Origin of the sequence: Bacillus pacificus (assembly GCF_020861345.1) — a bacterium.
Taxonomy (GTDB): Bacteria; Bacillota; Bacilli; order Bacillales; family Bacillaceae_G; genus Bacillus_A; species Bacillus_A pacificus.
The window spans coordinates 288,765-310,401 of the sequence record NZ_CP086328.1 but is presented as its reverse complement, the minus strand read 5'-3'; the positions used below and the strand labels follow the sequence as shown (position 1 = coordinate 310,401).

At 35.7% G+C, this 21,637-nt stretch carries 22 protein-coding genes, 1 other RNA gene, 1 riboswitch and 1 other annotated feature; of the genes, 4 read left to right on the top strand and 19 right to left on the bottom strand.

Translation table 11 applies throughout. From position 1 onward, the window contains the following. Positions 1-10 precede the first annotated feature (10 nt). From tyrS to LMD38_RS01445, 5 genes are all read right to left on the bottom strand, one after another. Positions 11-1,270: a tyrosine--tRNA ligase gene (tyrS, locus tag LMD38_RS01465; protein WP_227585521.1), complete on the bottom strand. Its 1,260-nt coding sequence runs from the start codon at positions 1,268-1,270 to the stop codon at positions 11-13. 51 nt (positions 1,271-1,321) lie between these two features. Then, positions 1,322-1,537, bottom strand: a binding site (T-box leader). 96 nt (positions 1,538-1,633) lie between these two features. Further along, positions 1,634-2,551: a UDP-N-acetylmuramate dehydrogenase gene (gene murB, locus LMD38_RS01460; RefSeq protein WP_001057089.1), complete on the bottom strand. Its 918-nt coding sequence runs from the start codon at positions 2,549-2,551 to the stop codon at positions 1,634-1,636. A gap of 389 nt (positions 2,552-2,940) precedes the next feature. Then, on the bottom strand, positions 2,941-3,336 hold the full coding sequence (locus tag LMD38_RS01455) for an SET domain-containing protein (RefSeq protein ID WP_000573649.1): 396 nt from the start codon (positions 3,334-3,336) through the stop codon (positions 2,941-2,943). A 166-nt stretch (positions 3,337-3,502) separates the two neighbouring features. Then, entirely contained in the window at positions 3,503-5,005 is a 1,503-nt protein-coding gene (locus LMD38_RS01450; RefSeq protein ID WP_227585522.1) for a DUF4077 domain-containing protein, read from the bottom strand. Positions 5,006-5,037: 32 nt separating this feature from the next. Continuing rightward, positions 5,038-6,096: an endonuclease/exonuclease/phosphatase family protein gene (locus LMD38_RS01445; protein WP_000734866.1), complete on the bottom strand. Its 1,059-nt coding sequence runs from the start codon at positions 6,094-6,096 to the stop codon at positions 5,038-5,040. A gap of 217 nt (positions 6,097-6,313) precedes the next feature. Then, a riboswitch (Fluoride riboswitch) is annotated at positions 6,314-6,373 on the top strand. A 54-nt stretch (positions 6,374-6,427) separates the two neighbouring features. Here LMD38_RS01445 and crcB (LMD38_RS01440) point away from each other — a divergent pair. Further along, on the top strand, positions 6,428-6,832 hold the full coding sequence (gene crcB, locus LMD38_RS01440; protein ID WP_227585530.1) for a fluoride efflux transporter CrcB: 405 nt from the start codon (positions 6,428-6,430) through the stop codon (positions 6,830-6,832). Then, positions 6,829-7,185, top strand: a complete 357-nt coding sequence (crcB, locus tag LMD38_RS01435) for a fluoride efflux transporter CrcB (RefSeq protein WP_227585523.1) — start codon at positions 6,829-6,831, stop codon at positions 7,183-7,185. Before crcB (LMD38_RS01440) ends, crcB (LMD38_RS01435) begins: the two co-directional genes overlap by 4 nt. 30 nt (positions 7,186-7,215) lie before the next feature. Here crcB (LMD38_RS01435) and LMD38_RS01430 read toward each other — a convergent pair whose 3' ends face one another. From LMD38_RS01430 to LMD38_RS01415, 4 genes are all read right to left on the bottom strand, one after another. After that, the gene (locus LMD38_RS01430; RefSeq protein ID WP_000980933.1) at positions 7,216-7,455 is read right to left on the bottom strand and encodes a DUF3947 family protein; all 240 of its coding nucleotides are present in this window, start codon (positions 7,453-7,455) and stop codon (positions 7,216-7,218) included. Positions 7,456-7,521: 66 nt separating this feature from the next. Continuing rightward, the gene (locus LMD38_RS01425) at positions 7,522-7,758 is read right to left on the bottom strand and encodes a DUF3955 domain-containing protein (protein WP_142238347.1); all 237 of its coding nucleotides are present in this window, start codon (positions 7,756-7,758) and stop codon (positions 7,522-7,524) included. A gap of 133 nt (positions 7,759-7,891) precedes the next feature. After that, positions 7,892-8,407: a spermidine N1-acetyltransferase gene (speG, locus tag LMD38_RS01420; RefSeq protein ID WP_000076827.1), complete on the bottom strand. Its 516-nt coding sequence runs from the start codon at positions 8,405-8,407 to the stop codon at positions 7,892-7,894. A gap of 228 nt (positions 8,408-8,635) precedes the next feature. Further along, on the bottom strand, positions 8,636-9,187 hold the full coding sequence (locus LMD38_RS01415; RefSeq protein WP_016718879.1) for a PadR family transcriptional regulator: 552 nt from the start codon (positions 9,185-9,187) through the stop codon (positions 8,636-8,638). A 148-nt stretch (positions 9,188-9,335) separates the two neighbouring features. Between LMD38_RS01415 and LMD38_RS01410 the strand changes: the two genes are divergently transcribed. Together LMD38_RS01410 and LMD38_RS01405 are read left to right on the top strand one after the other, a co-directional pair. Continuing rightward, the gene (locus tag LMD38_RS01410) at positions 9,336-10,496 is read left to right on the top strand and encodes an MFS transporter (RefSeq protein WP_016718880.1); all 1,161 of its coding nucleotides are present in this window, start codon (positions 9,336-9,338) and stop codon (positions 10,494-10,496) included. Then, positions 10,496-10,825 carry a DUF1516 family protein gene (locus LMD38_RS01405; protein ID WP_000935275.1) on the top strand — a complete coding sequence of 110 codons (330 nt, stop codon included), beginning with the start codon at positions 10,496-10,498 and terminating at the stop codon, positions 10,823-10,825. Before LMD38_RS01410 ends, LMD38_RS01405 begins: the two co-directional genes overlap by 1 nt. 82 nt (positions 10,826-10,907) lie before the next feature. Here the strand turns inward: LMD38_RS01405 and psiE are convergent, their stop codons facing one another. The 10 genes from psiE to rnr form a co-directional block, all read right to left on the bottom strand. Continuing rightward, positions 10,908-11,312, bottom strand: a complete 405-nt coding sequence (gene psiE, locus LMD38_RS01400) for a phosphate-starvation-inducible protein PsiE (RefSeq protein ID WP_016718882.1) — start codon at positions 11,310-11,312, stop codon at positions 10,908-10,910. A gap of 49 nt (positions 11,313-11,361) precedes the next feature. Then, positions 11,362-12,324: a nuclease-related domain-containing protein gene (locus LMD38_RS01395; protein WP_016718883.1), complete on the bottom strand. Its 963-nt coding sequence runs from the start codon at positions 12,322-12,324 to the stop codon at positions 11,362-11,364. Positions 12,325-12,668: 344 nt separating this feature from the next. After that, positions 12,669-13,421 (bottom strand): iron ABC transporter ATP-binding protein, encoded by a 753-nt coding sequence (locus LMD38_RS01390; protein ID WP_000590065.1) that lies wholly within the window; start codon positions 13,419-13,421, stop codon positions 12,669-12,671. Further along, on the bottom strand, positions 13,418-14,482 hold the full coding sequence (locus LMD38_RS01385; RefSeq protein ID WP_000631131.1) for an iron chelate uptake ABC transporter family permease subunit: 1,065 nt from the start codon (positions 14,480-14,482) through the stop codon (positions 13,418-13,420). The genes LMD38_RS01390 and LMD38_RS01385 overlap by 4 nt, the downstream gene beginning before the upstream one ends. Further along, positions 14,479-15,495, bottom strand: coding sequence for an ABC transporter permease (locus LMD38_RS01380; protein ID WP_000041834.1), 1,017 nt, complete (start codon positions 15,493-15,495; stop codon positions 14,479-14,481). The genes LMD38_RS01385 and LMD38_RS01380 overlap by 4 nt, the downstream gene beginning before the upstream one ends. Before the next feature lie 19 nt (positions 15,496-15,514). Continuing rightward, entirely contained in the window at positions 15,515-16,528 is a 1,014-nt protein-coding gene (locus LMD38_RS01375) for a siderophore ABC transporter substrate-binding protein (protein WP_227585525.1), read from the bottom strand. Positions 16,529-16,859: 331 nt separating this feature from the next. Then, a complete protein-coding gene (locus LMD38_RS01370; RefSeq protein ID WP_016718885.1) occupies positions 16,860-17,537 on the bottom strand; it encodes a response regulator transcription factor in 678 nt (225 codons plus the stop codon). A 408-nt stretch (positions 17,538-17,945) separates the two neighbouring features. Further along, positions 17,946-18,300, bottom strand: a transfer-messenger RNA (tmRNA) gene (gene ssrA, locus LMD38_RS01365). A 126-nt stretch (positions 18,301-18,426) separates the two neighbouring features. Beyond that, positions 18,427-18,894, bottom strand: a complete 468-nt coding sequence (gene smpB, locus LMD38_RS01360; protein ID WP_001123901.1) for an SsrA-binding protein — start codon at positions 18,892-18,894, stop codon at positions 18,427-18,429. A 248-nt stretch (positions 18,895-19,142) separates the two neighbouring features. Then, positions 19,143-21,518 (bottom strand): ribonuclease R, encoded by a 2,376-nt coding sequence (gene rnr / locus LMD38_RS01355; protein WP_407654679.1) that lies wholly within the window; start codon positions 21,516-21,518, stop codon positions 19,143-19,145. Positions 21,519-21,637 lie beyond the last annotated feature (119 nt).

The window sequence follows — 21,637 nt, the reverse complement described above, 5'->3', positions numbered from 1 at the left end:
GTCTTGTTTACTATCCTAACTTCACAAGGCTGTAGTTCTTCTTCCCTTTACGAATAATAATAAATCGTCCATCAAATGAATTTTCTACCGTAACATCCGTACCTACATCCGTTACTTTTTCGCCATTCATAGAAATAGCTCCATTATTAATATCTTCGCGTGCTTGTCGTCTAGATGGTTCGATTCCTAAATCAACGAGCCATTCTACGATATTTTTCGTCTCTTTTGAAGACTGGAATGTTGGCATTTCTTTAAAGCCTTGTTCAATTTCATCGGCTGTTAACGATTTAATATCTCCGCTAAATAACGCTGCTGTAATTTTCACAGCTTGCAGCAACGCTTCTTCTCCATGAACGAATTTCGTCATTTCTTCCGCTAATACTTTTTGCGCTTCACGTTTATGAGGCTCTGTCTCTACCTTCACTGCCAACTCATCGATGCGCTCTTTCGTTAAGAACGTAAAGTATTTCAAGTATTTAACGACATCACGGTCATCTGTATTCATCCAGAACTGGTAAAATTCAAACGGTGTTGTTTTTTCAGGATCAAGCCAAACGGCACCACCTGCTGATTTACCAAACTTCGTACCATCAGATTTCAATAGTAACGGAATCGTCAATCCGAATACTTTCGCTTCGTGCCCTTCTAACTTACGAATTAAATCTAAACCACTCGTAATATTTCCCCATTGGTCACTACCGCCAATTTGTAGTTGAACATCTTCTTTCGTGTATAAATGATGGAAGTCCATCGCTTGCAGGATTTGGTACGTAAATTCTGTGAAAGAAATTCCTGTATCTAAACGACTTGCTACGATATCTTTTGCTAACATACTATTAATGCTAAAGTTTTTCCCGTAATCACGTAAAAACTCAATAATATTTATTTCATGTGTCCAATCGTAGTTATTTACCATCTTTACTTCGCTATTTCCGCCAAAATCAAATAGCTTTTTCATTTGTGCTGTTAACGCATCCACATTATGTTGAACTACTTCTAGCGTTTGAAGTTGGCGTTCTGATTGACGTCCACTTGGATCACCAATTGTTCCTGTTGCTCCGCCAATTAAAATAACCGGATGATGGCCAGCTAACTGAAATCTTTTCATCATCATAAACGGAATCAAATGTCCGATATGCATACTATCACCAGTCGGATCAACTCCGCAGTATAGCGAAATCTTTTTCTCTTCTACTAGCTTACGTAAACCTTCTTCGTCAGTCTGTTGATTAATGGCGCCGCGCCATTCTAATTCATCAATAATGTTCATTTTTTGTCATCCCCTTTATTTTTTAAAAACAAAAAATCCCTATGTCTATGACATAGGGACGATGATTCACCGTGTTACCACCCAGTTTGTATAAATAGCATAGCTACTCATACCACTCTCAGCAATAGTATCGATTGCCAATCCGCTTAGCATTACCTAAGATACTCCAGAGTGTAATTCACAAGTTTGTTTGTGCTAGGTTCCAGCATCCCCTAGCTCTCTCGTTAACAGTGACAAACTGCTACTGGGCTCTTTCAACGTATGTTATTTGTTAAATTATTAGCCATTATATTGAATTGCAAACAAATTGTCAACAATACCCAAATGTTATTTTAAAATAATTCGCAGTTTCATACGTATATGTTATTCTTTATCTTCTCCAATAATCCTTACTTCACGCTCTAACTTCACGCCAAATTTCTCTTCAACTGTTTTTTGTACAAAGTGAATTAAATCGATATAATCTTGTGCCGTTCCGTTATCAACATTCACCATAAATCCAGCGTGTTTTAGAGAAACTTCCACTCCACCAATTCGCTTACCTTGTAGTCCTGATTCTTGAATCAATTTACCAGCAAAGTTATTTGGTGGGCGTTTAAATACGCTACCGCATGAAGGGTATTCTAGAGGCTGTTTTGACTCACGTTTAAACGTTAAATCATCCATTTTTGCTTTAATTTCTTCATATACACCTTCTTCAAGTTCAAATCTCGCTTCAAGAATAATGTAATGGTTGTTCGCAAATACACTCTTACGATATCCAAATTCAAATGCTTCTTTCGTCAAAGTACGTAGCTCTCCATCACCTGTCATTACGACAGCTTCTGTTAATACAAACGAAATCTCACCGCCGTATGCACCTGCATTCATATATAATGCTCCGCCAACTGAACCTGGAATACCACAAGCAAATTCAAGACCCGTTAAGTTATGGTCTAACGCAATACGTGATACGTCAATAATTGCTGCACCGCACTGTGCTACAATCGTCGTTCCTGTTACAGTAACACCTGTAATATGAATTAAACTTACTGTAATCCCGCGAATTCCACCATCTTTAATAATAACATTGGATCCATTTCCTAAAAACGTAACTGGAATATTATATTTGTTCGCATATTTAATAACTTCTTGAATTTCGTCATAATTTGTCGGCGCAACAAAAACATCTGCTTTTCCGCCAACTTTAATATGCGTATGATTCTTTAACATTTCATCTTGTTTCACATGACCTTCAGGCAATACCGTACTTAAATATTCATAAACCTCTTGCATATTCATTTTACGATTCCTCTATTTCTATATTCTTTTTATCCCGTTATACGGGCCCATAATATCCCCACATACATGAAATGAACCTAAAGTGGTGGATACAGTGTACCCAAAATCAATTCGAGACACCTATTAACCTCTTAATTTATAAGAGGTGCCACTCATATTAAAATATATATTGCATAATAAAGCAACCCAAATAGGCTACTAAACTTGACATGTCATCAGAAAGACAACAATTTGTAAAATATATTACTTTTTCAAAACACTACCCTTCAGTATCTTACTATACCACACGAAAATAAAGTGGTATTTTTTTGTAATTTTTGCTTTATTTTCATCAATAAAAAAGATGCTTTTACCTATGTAAAAACATCTTTTTCATTACTTATTTTAAATTACTTTTCGTTCTCTTCTTTTTCTTTATCAAACCATAACAGTTCATCGTTATCCACTTCACCATTATAATTGATTAAGATTTCTTCTCCTGCTTTTATATCTTTATAAGCATAGAAGTTAAATGTATGATTCTCAAAGACAATATCATACGTCGCATTCGGTGTATATGAATGATTGAATAACATGCCGTATCCTAAAAGGATTGCCGTATGATTAATCCCATACTCAAATGCGTAGTCAGCAAGTAATGTTTTCTCAATGTGTTCATGCTGTTCATTCGGGTAAGAGATAACTGGCGCTGCGTGTATCAACTCACCTTTTTTAATATCACGAGTTGCAAATACACCTCTATTAAATTCTCCATCACTAAGTTCAGAAGTCTTAACTTCGATCATATACGTCACCTATTTAATTCTTTCTTTGAAGTATTTTAATTCCGCTATTAGCTGAATTTCATCTTCTTAAGCTTGGCAGAAAACGAGCAGAAAAGCAATTAAAATCCGAGCAAGTCTTCGTTTAAATGAAAAAAGGGCACAAACGTTGTGCCCTTTTTAAGTGATATTACTTTTCTAAAATATTTTCTAACAATTTCACTTGCTCGCTAACAGTATGTAATGTCTTCACAGATGTATCATTTCGATGTTTTTCTTCTTCCACACTTGCTAACACTTCTTCTGTAGCTGCAGAAGTTTGCTGGATTACATTGGAAGCATGTGTAACATCCTTTACGATATTCGTCGTTTTAACTTGGAAACTTTCTTGATGACCAACGATTTCTCTCATTACATCATTAATTTCATCAATAAACTTCCCTAAATCCGTTACATTTGTTAAAACACTTACTAGCATTTCATTACATTCTTCTTGTACTCTTTCTGATTTCTCTACTTGCACTTCTACCTTACTTGCTTGATTACTAAAATCCTTCAAAATCCCTTGAATTCTTCCCGCAGAACGATTCGATTCCTCAGCAAGCTTTAATACTTCATTCGCTACAATAGCAAATCCTTTTCCATGCTCACCTGCTCTTGCAGCTTCAATATTTGCATTTAAAGCTAGCAAACTCGTCTGACTTGAAATATTCGTTATTACATCTACAATTTCATTAATTTGTTTCGATTGCATCATTAAATCTCTAAATATAATTCCTGATTGTGAAACAACATCATTTAAACTTCTCATATTCGCTTCAAAACTTCGTAGAGTATGTACACTACCTTTTGAAATTTCTAAGCTTTCATCAACACGAATCGATGCATTTCTTACTTGAGAAATGATTTGTTCAATATTTCCCTCCATATCGTTCAATACTTCTACCGAACGATGGATCATCTCTGATTGTGATTGCGTGCCAACTGCTACCTCTTCAAAAGCAAAATTGATTTCACTCATTGACTCCATCGATGTATTCATATTTTGTCTTAAATAATTGAAATTACGATCTAGTTTCACAACCGTTTCCTCAATAAGCCTTTGCGTTTCTTCTAACTCCTGAGCTTTTCTCATTACTTCTTGCTTCTCATCACTTAAACGAGCCAGTAAGTTAGAACCAATTTTCGTGACGCCCCACATAGCGATTGTTACAATCGCTAACAAACTTGCGAAATTAGCAGCTTCAGACGAGGCTGTATAAGCAAAAAATTGCTCCGGCCAATAGCTACAAAGGATAAATGTGATCACAACAGCTACCCCGCCAAGAATTAAAATGAGGCGCTCACTTAAGTAAATAAGTGAAACAGCTAATGTAAAATAGACCATTTGAAATACAGCCGGGCTTTCATTAAAAGCTTGTACCATAATGTAAGACATTGTAAGCAACATAAATGTCATGATATATTTATACGCTGATTCCATACTTTTTATAAAAGTAAAAAGCGTTCCAAATGCAACGACAGAAATACCACAAATCCAAAACGCTATTGCTCTCTCTGTAAAAATATATCCATAATACCCAATCGCGATTATCCCAAGGAAGAAACTACAAATCGTTATAAACAGTAATAAATGATTTTTCTGTGATTCTTTCTCAAGTTTAGAAAAACAAGTCCTCTTTAACCACTCCATATGAAGCCCCACCTTCTACTTATACATATCAATTACTTCAGTTTAAATACCGCACTTACTGGGTTATGATCGCTATTTTCAAACTTTAAATCTTTCCCTTGTACATTTACAATCTCTACATTCGGTGAAACGATAAAGCCATCAATAATCGTGACGAAGTTTTCGCCTTCTACATACTTCTTCACATCGTCTCTCACCGTCATAACAGATGAGTCTACAGCCCACTTAAAGCCACCATCAGTAAAGTCCTTCGGTAACTCTACCAACCATTCAGGACGCTCTTTCACAAACTTCGGATCACTTAATTGAACGTTAGAAAGTAATTGATTCCAATCTCCGCCCATTATTACGTAATCACCATTTTTATAATGCTTGTTCATATATTCTTTTAAAAACTCTACTTGCTGTTTTCTAATTTTCCCGCCTTCATCGTACGCAGACAAATGTAAATTTACGAGTCTAACAAACTTCCCATTACTAACAGGAATTTTATGCTCAACAATCGCTCGATCTAAATCAAACAAACGCTTCGGCCAAGGCTCCATTCCAGGAAGCTGGAACCTCTCTGCTGTTTGAACTTTATATTTAGAAAATGTACTTAATCCAGCCTCCGCATATCCCATTGGACTTGTAATTGGGACAGGGACCCATTTTGTATCATAGTTCTTTCCGAACGATGAAGCATAATCAGGTAATCCATTTTTCAAAAATTCATGCCCATTTACATCAAAAGATCGCATTGATTTTATATCGACTTCTTGTAATAACGCAAAATCACTATTCTCATTTTGTAAAAACGAAAGCATATTCTTTAAGTTAACTTCCGTTTGCTCTTTACTACTTGAACCAGACCCCTTTCCTCCATCCATAAAGAAGTCTTGGTCCTTATCTAATCCGGCATATCCAATATTAAATGTTGTAACTTTAAATTCATTTCCTGTCGCTAATACGCGCTCTTTATTATTTTCCACCTTCAAACTTACAACATCAGCAGGCTGTTCTTTAGTAAGTGTCATATACCCTAAAAAACCACCTACAACTCCTACCCCTACTAAAATACATATAAGTACTATTTTTAATAACTTCTTCAAATAAACGCCCCTTTTCTAAAACACATAACTTAATTATCTTTATTTTCAGTTAACTAAAACTGAATGACAGACATAACAAATATTTTATCATATCAAAAACCTTATATCACTATATTTAGTTTATAAACAACAATTCTTGCTCTTACATTATCAAAAATACAAAATCCCCTAACTCCTTCACTGGAAATCAAGCGCAATGTTTAGTACACTATATGTAATAATTATAGGCGATGGAGTTCGCCATAAACGCTGCTTAGCTAATGACTCCTACCAGTATCACTACTGGTAGGAGTCTATTTTTTTGAGCAAGCTATTTAAAGAGGTGAGAAAATTGATTTATATTATCGTTGGCATTGCTGGCATATTAGGGGCCCTTTCTCGTTATTATTTAGGTCTTACGATTCAGGAATTTTGGCATCATACATTTCCACTAGCTACATTACTCATTAACTTAGCCGGATGCTTCTTATTAGCATGGCTGACTACGTATATCGCTAAGCTTAACATCTTGCCTTCAGAAATTATCACAGGCATCGGGACTGGATTCATCGGTTCCTTTACGACGTTTTCAACATTTAGTGTAGAGACTATTCAATTGATCAATCATTCTGAGTGGAGCATAGCCTTCTTATATGTATCATGCAGCATACTTGGTGGTCTCATTATGTCTGGTCTTGGCTATACATTAGGTGATTTCTTAATTAAGAAACATCTTACGGAAGGTGATTATTTATGATAGAAGCTTTATTAGTAGCAACAGGAGGATTTTTCGGTGCGATTACACGATTTGCAATTAGCAATTGGTTTAAAAAAAGAAATAAAACTCCCTTTCCAATCGCTACATTTCTCATTAATATAACAGGAGCGTTTTTACTCGGATATATAATTGGCAACGGAGTCACTACAGGTTGGCAATTATTGTTAGGCACTGGATTTATGGGTGCCTTCACGACATTTTCAACATTTAAGCTAGAGTCCATTCAGCTCTTCAATCGTAAAAACCTTAGCATACTATTTCTATATTTAAGTGCTACTTATATCATCGGCATCCTCTTTGCATTCCTTGGAATGAAGCTAGGCGGAATATAAAAAAAGCGACTCTTATCAGTCGCTTTCTTTTTATAAGAAGTAAGTCCCGCCATATGGAATAGAAAGTAACCCCGCTGGATGCACATCATAATGCACACTTTGCATTGGAAGTTGTGAGTATGGCATATACTGTCCTTGCATCATTTGTGCCAAATATGCTTGTTGCTGCATTTGAATCACTTGATTCACAGCATGAATGGTTCCCTGTGCCCCAGCCAAAGTAATAGCTGCTCCTACTTGTCTTCCATTATAAAAATGATGGTTCATCATGATTCATCTCACTTATTCTTTTTCTTCCATATGGTATGTTTCTATCTCATAGTGAGTGTTTTGTCCCTATCTATTGCCATTTTTCAGCTTTGAAGTAATAAATCCAAATAATAATACACCAATACCGCTAAAGAACAATACATAACTTATTGGTACTAGGAAAAAGAAAGGTTCTTCAAGGAATCCATTCGCTCCTACTTTACTGTTTGAAGCATGTATAGCTAAAGTAATAATCGCTAAAATCATGAAAGAAATAGCTACTACATATTTGTTTTTCATCTTGTACTCTCCTTTAATTTTCATTGATCTTATTACCATCATAATAAGCCTAGGAATATCACAAGTCAATAATTATTTATTGTTTTTCAATAAATAATTTCTGTTTACATTACAAAAAAGCTATAGACACAATATTATCTATAGCTTTTTCAATCGGTTATTTCGTTCCAAAGTATGCCTTTTGGAACATACACATCCTTATTGCATTATGATAGTTACCATCCACGAAAAACTCGTCTAGCAGTTCACCTTCCACCATAAATCCAACCTTTTTATAAACATGTACAGCTTTTTCATTCTCTTTATCAACAACTAAATAGAGTTTATGCATATTTAATACAGAAAAAGCGTAATCCATCGCTAAACGCGTCGCTTCCGCTGCATAACCATATCCTTGATAGTTCGGATCAATAATAATTTGGAATTCCGTTCTACGGTGAATATAATCGATTTCTACTAACTCAACTAATCCAACCATTTCATTGTCCTTTTCAACGATAAATCGGCGTTCGCTTTGATCATGTATATGTTTATCGTATAAGTCTTGCAGCTCTACAAATGCCTCATACGGCTCTTCAAACCAATACGACATAATATGTGCATTATTATTCAGTTCGTGTACAAACTTTAAATCTTCTCGCTCTAATGGACGCAATTTCAATTCCTGACTCATTTCTATAACCTCCAAGTAAAAGAAACCTCTTCACTTAATTTCTCAATTTTTTTCAATTTCAAACGCCCTATTTACATTGTAAACTTTCAAGTAACTTAAAGGTCAAGATTTAATCAGCCCGATCCCCACCTAACTTCTTTGCTTTCGCTGCATTTTGAGGTGGGGGTCTTACTGCCCATTAAAGCGGGATAAAAAAGTAGTGCAAACCTTTGTCTGCACTACTTTCTCTTACTCTTCTTCTCGTAATGTTTCTAACACTTCAATTGCCCATTCACACCAGTCGATGTACATTTTTGAATACCTTATTCCATATTCAACAGTAATATACTCTCCGATTACCTGTTTACGAATAGACGACTGATCCGGAAAACTATAATCTTTCCATTTTTGAGTTTCCCGTATTACATGCGCTTCTCTATCAATTATCTTCTGTAATAGTGAAATAGCTTCACCTACTGAAATAACATTAAAACTTGAGGCTTTTAATAAAAACTCATCCTTTATACGTTGGGGCTTCGTTTTCGAATGAATAATCCATTCAACAAGAGCCTTTTCCCCCTCTTTCGTCAAAGAATATATTTTTTTATTTGGACTTCCTTCTTGATAAATATATTCGAACGTAACCAGGTTATCCTGCTCCATTTTTGATAATTCTTTATACACTTGTGAATGACTTGAATTCCAAAAATAAATGAGTTGTTCTTGAAACGTATGATACAAGTCATAACCAGTTTGTTCTTTTTTTGAAAGTAGTCCAAGTAATGCATAACGAATAGACATTCTTAATTCTCCTAACCGGACTTTGAAATTATGAATAATTTGTTTCAATTTTATTATATCGATTGTACTCCTTTTAATAAACCATTATTATAACCATATGACTATTTAGTCATATGTCATTTAAATAATAAAAGGAAAGGAGGATATGATGAAAAGGAATATACTTCCGTTAATGACCGTTCAATTTTTTATCTTTTTAGGATTCGGCATGATTATCCCTGTTCTACCAGAAATCATTACAAATTTACATGTACCGTCACATCATTTAGGGATGCTGTTATCTTCTTATTCGCTTGCTTCATTCTTAACAGCTCCACTTTGGGGAAAGATTGCTGATCGAGCTGGTCGGCGTCCTGTACTACTAATTGGTATACTCGGATATTCCATTAGTTTTTTCTTAACAGGTTTACTGATTGATAATGTAACTGGCTTATACATCACAAGAAGCCTAAACGGATTATTTGCAGGGGCATTATACACCGCTGCAACAGCTTCCATTGTCGATATGACCAATGAAAATGAGCGTAATCGTTATATAGGACTGATGGGTGCTTGCATTGGCATGGGCTTTATTGTCGGGCCAGCAATTGGCGGTATGCTAAGCCATTTTGGAAATGCGGTTCCTTTCCAAATTGCTAGCAATCTTCTTCTCATTTTATTTCTCTATACATGTTTTACTTTTAAAGAGAGTTTAAACAATGCAGAAGAAAAACATGCTGAAAATCCATTAAAAAAATTCATTCGTTTACCAGCCGCATCAATTGGATTATTTTTCATTACCTTCACAATTTCTATGGCATTAGCTGGATTAGAAGGCACTTATCAACTATTTGGTAAACAAGCAATCGGCATTACACCATTACAAATTGGCATAATTTTTTTAGCAAGCGGCCTAGTAGATGCATTTATACAAGGTGGACTCATACGCTACATTCGTAACGGAGATGAAAAACGCTACATTATAATCGGACAAATCATTTCTGCAACAGGCTTATTTTTAATCCCATTCATTACGAACTTACTATGGGCTGGTATTTGTTTATCCATCTTCACAGCTGGAAACGCACTCGTACGAACATGTACCTTATCCTTTTTAACAAAACAAATAAAAAGTGATCACGGTACCATTTCAGGCTTAAATTATTCATTTGACAGTTTAGGAAGAATTATCGGACCAGTATTTTTCACAATGATATTTACATCACAAGGGGCAATATCTTTCATAATAGGCGGCATGATAACGATACTTTCTATCGGATTCGTAATCCTATTTTCAAAAAAACAACATACATACGGGAGTGAACTGTAATGCTTAATACTTTTTATCAAATTCACGCGGGATCATGGGCAATTCTTATCATCTTATTTATTATGAGTTACATGCTTAACAAACAAGAATTTACACTGTGGGGGCAACGTGCATTTTATGTTCTTATGTTAGGTTCAGGAATTGGAATGGTAGTTATTAAAAACTTCCCTGTCATTTCTATGATAAAAGCAGTATTCGCTCTTATCCTTATTATGTCGATGGAAATTCTCGTAGCAAGAAAAAGAAGAGGACAAACTCATACGTTATGGTGGGGTGTATTTGCTATCACGTTCATCGTTATTTTATTAATCGGATTTCATATTATATAAAGTGAAACTTTAATCAGTGGGGGGTCTTACAGCCCATTAAAGCGGGATAAAGCAAAAACCCCTAAATATAGGGGTTTTTTTACTACTCTTTTCTCAAATCCCTCATATTAGATATGTATAAAGCGATAACTAAAATAAGAATTGCTCCTGCGTATAATAACGTCTCCATCGGTTCCTCATGAGACACAATAATCAATCGAATTAACGCCGTGATTCCAATATAAATAAAATAACGTAACGGAAAATGGTAGTTCGACTTAAAATACTTAATAATCAATGCGATGAACTCGAAGTATAAGAAATAGACGATGATACTTTCAACCAATTTATACGACGTATATTCCTTTGTTGAAAATATGTATTGAATAAATGTGATAGTCTCGTTAATTAAAAAGATAGATAAGACAATGGATAATATAATTAACGCTATATTTAATATCCACTGTAAAACACTCGCGATAAAATGATCAATATTAAATGATTTCATTTTCTCATTAAACTCCCCTTCGTATAAGTACATATTTATTATAGCAAAATTATAATTGGAGGTGGGTTAAATCATATTTTCGCCCTTTGTTGGTGCCGGTGTGTGGGATGTTCATTGTTTTGAGGAGTCTTTTAACCGCAGAACTAGATTGCATATTAAGAAAGTCCCTCAATTTGCTATTGGTAGTTATTGTTCCAAACAGAAGTGTGTAGTCTTGTAAAGCACGTAAATGAGCATTTTTAGACGTACTATTACAGTTTGAGCAACGCCAGCCCTGTTTTTCTTTTAACATTGCCATTGTAAAACATTCCTCACACTGCACGCCCTTTAGTAATTCCTCTTTTTTTAATTTATATTGTGCCAAAATATTTTGTCGTTGCGGAATGTGCTCATTCATAATCTGATTTATAAGTCCATCTACATTACCAATTATATCTTCTTTATATTGATTTTCCATTTGTTTGATTCTATTAGGTAAATTTGCACCGTGGATAATTTTATTAGGAAGCATTTCATCTGAAGTTTTAATAATTGTACGAGGAGAACTAATTACAATGAGAGATTCAATCGGAATATTATATAAACCATGCAAACTCAGCCATTTTCTCAGCTGCATCTCTTGCCGTTTCACTTGTAAAAGCGGATCTGGAAAACCCTCTTCTGAAGCACCATCTACGATTCGAATGAGTTGATTAAACTTTGCATCAAAAATTAACGTACCAATGATATTTTTTATTTCAAGAAAAAGAAGAAAACATGAGGAAATTATGAGGGCATCAATTTGGAAATAATGTTTCTGATCAAACAATCTAATGTCATGTAAAATGCTATATTTTGTTTCAGATAGAAAACTAAGCGGATATTCAATTGCCTGCTCTCCTTTATAGCCAGCCATAAATTTCGCTAAATTTTCAGCCACCACGTTCCTTTTTGGATGATGAGCAGGCAATCTTCTAAGTAAAGCTTCTAATTGGAGCAAATGTACGGGCATTTTCCGTTCTTTCACAATCATCTTTATCCCCTCCAAAATATATCAGCGATTTTTCAAATATATCAGCGCAACTCCAATTATATCGGCGATTTTCGAAATATATCAGCGCAACTCAATTTATATCAGCGATTTTCATAATATATCGACTTACCGACAAAAAACGACACAACAAACACTCATAAACAGTATATCACCACATCTAAAATCGCACTGTAAGCATAATGTTACTCCTCCCTTTTGATTACGACATTTTAAAAACGAGAGAATCACATTCACCTTATGTAAAATAACTTTTTTATAAATGCAATCGCAAAAAAGCTGCTACCTACAAAATATAGACAGCAGCTACAGTATACATTTTATAACTAATAAACAGCGATCGGCCCATAAGGACCATCAATAATCTCTATTTTTGTTTCAAAAATATCTGTTAAAAGCGTTGGGTCCATAACTTCTTCTACTGTTCCAAAAGCAGCAATTTGTCCATCTTTCATAGCACAAATTTTGTCAGAGTATTTTGCTGCAAAATTTATGTCATGCATAACAGTCAAAATTGTTCTTCCGAATTCATTAGCTGCACGTCTCAAATGCTCCATCATTTGAACAGAACGAGCAACATCAAGGTTGTTCAAAGGTTCGTCCAAAAGTACATATTCAGTCTCTTGGCACAATACCATCGCTACATATGCCCTTTGTCTTTGACCACCAGAAAGCTCATCTAAATATCTATTCTCTAAATTCGTTAAATCTAGGAAGTCGATATATTTAGAAATAATAACTTCATCCTCTTTCGTTAATCTTCCCTTTGAATAAGGAAAGCGTCCAAATCCAACTAATTGTCTAACAGTAAGCCTCGTTACAAAATGATTTTCTTGTCGCAATATAGTCAAAACTTTTGCTAAGTCTTTTGATTTGGATTCAGAAACATCCATATTTGCTACTTGGATTTGACCTTCATCCATATCTAAAAGTCTTCCTATCATCAAAAGTGTCGTAGACTTTCCAGCACCATTTGGTCCAATTAAAGAAGTAAAGCCCGCTTTTGGTATTTCAATATCCAAAGGTCCTATTTTTACCTTATCAGTATAGAACTTTTTAACATTATCGATTTTTATCATAAAGCCCTCTTCCTTAAAACTATAGTTAAGAATATAATTCCACCAAATAATTCAATAATAACTGAAACTACACCTTGAGCATTGAATACATGATACATTAAAAAGTATGCGCTCGTCATTATTAAAAATCCGATTGCAAAAGCCATTGGGAAAATATATCTATGATCATAAGTTGCCGCCGCCTGATAACTCAAAGTTGCTACTAAAAACCCATAGAAAGTAAGTGGCCCAATTAAAGCTGTTGAAATAGACATTAAAATAGCTACTAATACAAGCGTATAAATTACACTAGGTTGATATTTAACTCCAAAGGAAGTAGCAACATCCTTTCCTAGTGATAACACATTTAAATTCTTAGAATGAGCAAAAATTAATACTGCTACAATTATAATCATCGGAATGACAATAGGAAAATATGCAGGATCTGCATGATTAACAGAACCAAATAATTTTGCTTGTAAAAGATCAAACTCTGAAGGCGCAAGTAACTTTCTCATGAAAGTTGACATAGAATTTAGTCCAGCACCAATAATAATCCCGACTAAAAGCATAAGTTGTAAATTTCCGTATTTACCGGAAAGTAGCCATCCATAAAGTATCAAACTCATGAGGACCATAACAAAAATTTGAAATAAAAATGGACCAATCCCAGTAAAATTGATCAATGCACTAGCACCAAAGAAGAATATTGTACTCGTGTGAATTGCTGAATAAAGTGATTCGAAACCTAAAAGCGAAGGCGTAATAATTTTATTATTCGTAATGGATTGGAAAGCAACTGTCGACAAGCTATGGCAAACAGCTGCAATAATCATTGCAACAATAGCTACAATCCTTCTCTTAACAACTGGGATAAAAGAAGGTGAATCTATCGGAACTGGATTGTTATACACTAACAGTCCATATGAAGAAAGGAGGCCTAAAGCAATCAATGTTATCAGTACAATCCAATAACGTCTTGCTTCCTTCTTAGAACGAAAAGCGCTAGCTGATCTACTTTCATTATGAAGGCTAGAATCGACTTCGACATTTTCTTTATTTCTATAATCTAATGTGATCATCGTGGCCTCCTTGGTTTTCTTTTTCTCAATAAAATAGTAATAAACACGACTGCTCCCACTGATGCCAGTATTAAAGAAACAGGTAATTCAAAAGGCTTTATAATTGTTCGAGAAATGATATCACAGGCAGTTATTGTACCCATTCCGATCAGACACACCCAAGGTAAATTACTTCTAAGATCATCACCTCTAAACATGGAAACAATATTTGGAACAATTAACCCTAAGAAAGGTAAGTTTCCAATAACAGCTGCAACAATCCCAACGGCAAAAGAAATAAGGGCCGTTCCAAAAAGAACAATTCGATTGTAATTAACGCCAAGGCTTGTTGCGACATCTTCTCCTAGTCCAGCTAAAGTCAATCTATTCGCATACATAAAAATAAGCAAAGTAACGATAACAATCAGCCATAAATATTCGTATCTTCCCACCTGAATGTTAGCAAATGAACCTACAAACCAAGTTTCAATACTTTGCGTCATTTGAAAAAGGAGTCCCAAAAAAGTAGACACTGCAGAAATAACTGCTCCCAGCATCAATCCAATAATCGGGACAATTAAAGACGAACGAAGCTTAACTCTTCTTAAAAATAGAAAGAAAATCATAGTTCCTATAAAAGAAAAAATGATTGCACCAGTCATTCTTTGAACTAAAGTCGGGGCAGGGAATAGTAAATACACAAAAAGCAGGCCTAAGCCTGACCATTCAATAGTCCCCGTTGTAGTAGGTTCAACAAATCGATTTTGTGTAATAAGTTGCATGACAAGCCCTGCCATCGCCATTGCAGCTCCAGTAAGCATTAATGCAACTGTTCTCGGAACACGAGTGATGAAAAACATCTCCATTCCGTCCTCTTGTCCACGTATATCATAAACGCCAGTAAACAGTGATATAATCCCTAAAATTAGAACAACTATAATCGCTATTATAAAAGATTTTGTCCATAATTTATTGTGATTATAAAACTGGGGTTGAGAAATATTCTCAACCCTAGAAATTATATTTTTTGACACTGCTTCGTACCCCTTTACACTACTTAGCTAAAGTTTTTGCGATATTTCCAAATAACTCTATATAAGTCTGAATTGATTCATTTGTGTAAGTATCTGCTGGTGCATAAATAACTTGTTTTTTAGAAACAGCAGTTGTGTTTTGAAGAGCTGGTGATTTAGAAATAACATCCTGAGCAGGAGCTGACTTAGCTGCATCAGATGTTGCAGCATCACGATCTAATACGAACAGCCAATCAGGATTTGTTTGTGCAATAGCTTCAACAGAAACGTCGTCACCTTTATGACCTGCAGTAGAATTAGAAACTTCTAATGCTGGAGTCCAACCGAAAATTTCATACATTGGTCCCCAAACACGACCAGAATGTGGAGCAGCAAAACCAATATTACCGCCAGTAACGATAACACTCATAACTTTATCTTTTCCGTTATAAGCAGATTTTGCATTTTCAATAGATTTATCAAAATCAGCTACTAATTTTTTAGCTTCTTTCTCTTTATCAAAGATTTTTCCTAAAGTAACTGTAGAATCTTTAAGTCCTTTTACTAAGTTTTCTCCAGGCTTAGTAGCCTTCTCAGAAACATCAACATTAAGATCAATAACTGCTGCATTTGGTACTAATTTTTTGATTTCTTCGTAATGGCTAGCAAATCTTTGACCAACGATTACAAGGTCAGGGTTTGCAGCTGCGATAATTTCAAGATTTGGTTCACGGTGATTCCCGATATTTTGAACTTTTTCATCCTTTTTATATGCTGAATCAGCAGGCATGACATCCTTTGGAGCAGCCGCTAATTTAATTCCCCAATCAGCTAAAGTTTCAAACGTTCTATTATCTAAAGCAACTACATTCTTTGGATTTACAGGAACTGTAACTTTTCCATGCGCATCAGTAATTTCAACCGTTTTTGGCTTATCACTACTATTATCTTTAGTAGCCTTCGAAGTTTCTTTACCTGAATCTGAGCAAGCTACTAACATTAAAGTGAAAACTGCTAGAATACTTACTAATTTTAAAAGCATAGTTTTTTTCATACGTATACTCCTTATTATGTAATTTATTTCGAAAATGATGACTTCCAAAGATTGAATTAGATAGTAACTACTATTCACCTAAATCAATATTGATAATCATTTTCATTTGAATATCCTGTAAATAAGTATAGTCATTAATTCTGTGAAAATCTTGTGAATGGTGTGAGTTAATAAAATTAAACATAACTTAGATATAATCTCAACTAATGCGCAACAGATTCATCCCCCACACGTACTAACCAGTAGATTAGCACCTTATAAACTGTGATTTCTACTGTAAAAAAAATGACCATTAATAGCTAATTTTTCATATTTCACATAAACTATTTTATCATTCAATCATTGAATAGCCTCTGCCATGTATCGTTTGAATATATCTGTCTTTCTTCTCACACTTTAACTTTTTTCTTACATATCCAATATATAAGTCTACTACATTTGGATTTACTACTACGTTATATCCCCAAACCTGATTCAAAAGCATTTCACGGCTCAATATTGTGTTTTTATTCTTGATTAAAAATACAAGTAAGTCGTACTCGCGTTTCGTAAGCGAGAGATTTTTACCGCCTTTTTTCACAATATTGCTAGATACATCAACAAGGAGATCTTTAAACTGAACAAAATTCGGCTCATTTTGCTGAGTATAATCACTTCGCCTTAAAATAGCTTGAACTCTTGCTACTAATTCTTCTTTCGCAAATGGTTTTCTTATATAATCATCAGCTCCTGCTTGTAACCCTGCTACGCAATCCTTGCTAGAAATATTGTCGGTCACAATAATGATCGGTGTCATTTTAACAAGGCGTATTTGCCTGCAAATTTCTGGTCCGGACATGCTTAATGAATCCCAATCTAATATGATAATATCCCAATCTTGTTCATATACTATATTTAAACCTTCGTTTTCATTGTGAAGTTTTAAAATGAAATGGCCTTCTTGCTTTAAACCACTTACGATTTTCTTCGCTAAAGACCGTTCATTCTTAATTACTAACACCTGCCTCACCGATGGTTCACCTCTACTTCAATATAACTTGGTTAGATAAAAAATTATTCCCAAAAAATAATTTAAGATTTATAAGTATTAAACTCCTAAAAAAAGTCATTATAACAGCTTATTAGGAGAACTCTATATAATCTTACAATAGGTATGGATAAAAAGACAAAATATATTAACATTTAAATAAAGTGATTTTATTAATAGAAACTCACCAATCAGGCGTTTACGAGCAGCTATAGAATCTACCTGCTTATCATCCATAACCATTTCTTTATTTTCTGTTTCAGGGATACTGCCTCATCCCTATCAACTTAAATATTTTATAAAAGCACAAAACAAAAAGAACCATAACCTCACCAAACTGGCAAAATTATGGTTCATATCATACAAAATAAAAAACCACCAAATATGTATTGGTGGAGACGGTGGGAGTCGAACCCACGTCCAAAAATATCGGCACTTAAGCTTCTACGAGTGTAGTCGATATATTAGCATTTCGCGAACTCTTCGGCCTATCGACAGGCTTCCAAGTTGCTAGTCTGGTTGTTCTCTTCCTTTGTCCTCAGACGGCGAACTCCGGCGTAGTCCACTTAGTTTGAGTCCCTTACCCTACCACATGGACGATGGAGGGAGGAACCTTTAGTGCAATTAAGCAGCTAAAGAAAGATTGTTTTGTTTGCCAATTATAGGCTTTGACGTTTTAACGAGGCCGATCCCCTCGACTCGCAACCTAAGCTCGAACTATCCCTGTCGAATCCGTAACGTCCCCATGATAAAAATGGAGCATACGAAGAAAATTTCGTGATAGCTACTAAGAGCTGTTTTTCAATGTGCAACAATCTTACATAAGTTATTATAACATACGCGCGCCGTTTTACAAATGTAAATATCTGTATTACATCTTTTGACGATCACGGAACGCGCGTGCAATTTCACGTTTTGCTTCTTTCTCTTTTAAATCGTGACGCTTATCATATTGTTTCTTACCTTTTGCTAAACCAAGTGCCATTTTCGCGAATCCATTTTTCAAATAGATTTTAAGTGGAACTAATGCATATCCTGTTTCTTTTGCAGCTCCCGCTAATTTATCAATTTCTTTTTTATGCAGAAGTAACTTTCTCGTACGAAGCGGATCGTGGTTGAAACGATTTCCTTGCTCGTACGTACTAATATGCATATTATGAACCCATACTTCACCATTATGTACACGTGCAAACGCATCTTTCAAGTTCACGCGTCCAGCGCGAATCGACTTAATTTCCGTTCCTTGAAGGACAAGCCCTGCTTCGTATGTTTCTTCGATGAAATAATCATGAAATGCTTTTTTATTTTGTGCAATAACCTTACCTGAACCTTTTGGCATATAACGTCCCTCCTCTATTTTTACTATTGTAACAAATGTTAATAAAAAGCGAAAGTGGCTCGCTTAGAATGTGAGGTGGATGGAGCTTCTGACCTTGAGGCGCCCTTTGCCTCTCGGGAAGAAGCGAAGCCGCCGAACATTCTAGCCACTGTAGCTGGATTCCCATAAAAAGCGAAAGTGGCTCGTTCTCCAGCCACTAAGAAAAAAGAAAAAGCCTCGCTTTTCATCAAAGCGAAGCCATCCTTTTCTTACTTACGCTTTTTCTTTTTCTTCTTGAATCCTGGTACATTTTCGAAGAATGCTTTTTTCTTCTTGCCGTTACCATCTTTTTTCCCTGGTTGGCTAGCGGACGCGGATGCAGATCCTCTTCCTTTACCTTTTCCACCACGGTCAAATTTTCTACCTGTGCCACGTTCTCCGCCGCGCTCATTACTGCGTTCGCTACGTCCGCCGCGTTTCTTTCTGCCTGTTCTTGGCTGTTCGATCACAACTGGACGATCTTTGAACTTACGACGAGGCGTACCTTTCATGCCAACGATTTCAAAGTCGATTGCACGCTCGTCCTTGTTTACGTTAATAACACGAATGGTAATTTCGTCACCGATACGGAATACGTTACCTGTACGTTCTCCAATCATTGCGAAATGCTGCTCATCATAACGGTAGTAATCATCCGTTAAGTAGCTAACGTGTACAAGACCTTCAATTGTATTTGGAAGCTCTACGAATAAACCGAAGTTTGTTACAGAGCTAATCATACCATCATACTCTTCGCCAATCTTATCAACCATATACTCTGCTTTTTTCATTTCGTCTGTTTCACGTTCTGCTTCAACAGCACGGCGTTCCATATTAGAAGAATGATCTGCAATCTCAGGTAATTTTTCACGCCATTTTGCTTGCGTTTCATTATCAACTTTACCATTAATGATATATTCACGAATCAATCTGTGAACAATCGTATCTGGATAACGACGAATTGGTGATGTGAAATGCGTGTAGAACTCAGTTGATAGACCAAAATGTCCTAAGCTTTCTGCATCGTAACGTGCTTGCTTCATAGAACGAAGCATTACTGTCGAAATGACTACTTCTTCTGGTTGCCCTTGAACCATTTCAAGAATTTGTTGTAGCGCACGAGGGTGTACTTCATTTGCACGTCCTTTTACCGCATATCCGAAGTTCGTTACAAACTCGAAGAAACGCTCTAACTTATCTTCTTTCGGATCTTCATGGACACGGTACATAAATGGTACGTTCATCCAGTGGAAATGCTCTGCTACTGTTTCGTTCGCGACAAGCATAAATTCTTCAATTAACTTCTCTGATACAGAACGATCACGCATAACAACGTCTGTCGGTTTTCCTTCTTCATCTACTAATACTTTCGCTTCTTTAAAATCAAAGTCGATTGCACCGCGGCGCATACGTTTTTCACGTAGGATTTGTGCTAATTGCCCCATCTCTTTAAACATCGGTACGAGCGGCTCATAGCGTTTCATTAAATCTTCGTCCTCATCTTCTAAAATGCTTCTTACGTCAGCATACGTCATACGCTCTGTCGTTTTAATTACACTTTGGAAAATCTCGTGCTTTACGACGTCACCTAAGTTGTTGATTTCCATTTCACAAGACAATGTCAGACGGTCTACTTTCGGATTTAATGAACAAATACCGTTCGATAGACGATGCGGAATCATCGGAATTACACGGTCAACAAGATATATACTCGTCGCTCTCTCCGCTGCTTCTACATCAATTGGAGAGCCTTCTTGGACGTAATGACTTACATCCGCAATATGAACGCCAAGTTTATAGTTACCGTTCTCGAGCTTCGTGACTGTAACAGCGTCATCTAAATCTTTTGCGTCTGCACCGTCAATCGTTACGATCATTTGGTCACGCAGGTCACGGCGATCTTTTAAATCTTCTTCTGAAATCGTTTCTGGTACACTGTTGGCGTGCTCCATCACTTCTTCAGGGAACGCTAAAGGCAAATGATGTTTATGGATAACAGATAAAATATCTACTCCTGGATCATTTTTATGACCTAGAATTTGAATAACTTCACCTTCTGCACTTAAACGATTCTCTGGATAGCTCGTAATTTTCACAACTACTTTATGACCTTCTACAGCGCCCATTGATGCGCTTTTCAATACGAAAATGTCACTTGTCCAGCGTTTATTGTCAGGTATAACAAATCCAAAGTTTTTGGACTCTGTATATGTACCAACTAGTTCTTTCGTTCCGCGTTCTAAAATGCGTACAATGGAACCTTCTTGACGCGAACCACTCGATTGAGAACTAAGGCGGGCTAATACTGTATCACCATGAAGCGCACCGTTTAATTCTGTAGGCGGAATGAAAAGATCGTCGTCTCCTGTTTTCTTCTCGTCTGGTACAACAAATGCAAAGCCACGTGCATGTCCAATTAACTTACCACGTACTAAATTCATTTTTTCAGGAAGACCGTAACGGTTGCTACGAGTACGAATAACAAGTCCCTTCTCTTCCATCGTTACAAGCGCCTTTACAAAATCTTTAAAGCCCTCAGAACCTTCAATCCCAAACGCCTCTTCTAACTCTTGTATCGTTAGCGGTTTATACGCTTCTTCTCTCATAAATAATAACAACTTATCAATATGTTCTTGTATGATTTCTTCCAAGCAAAAATACCTCCTTTAAACCCTTATATTATTTAGTGTATCCGAAAGATGGGGGATGTATAAAGCGAAACTTC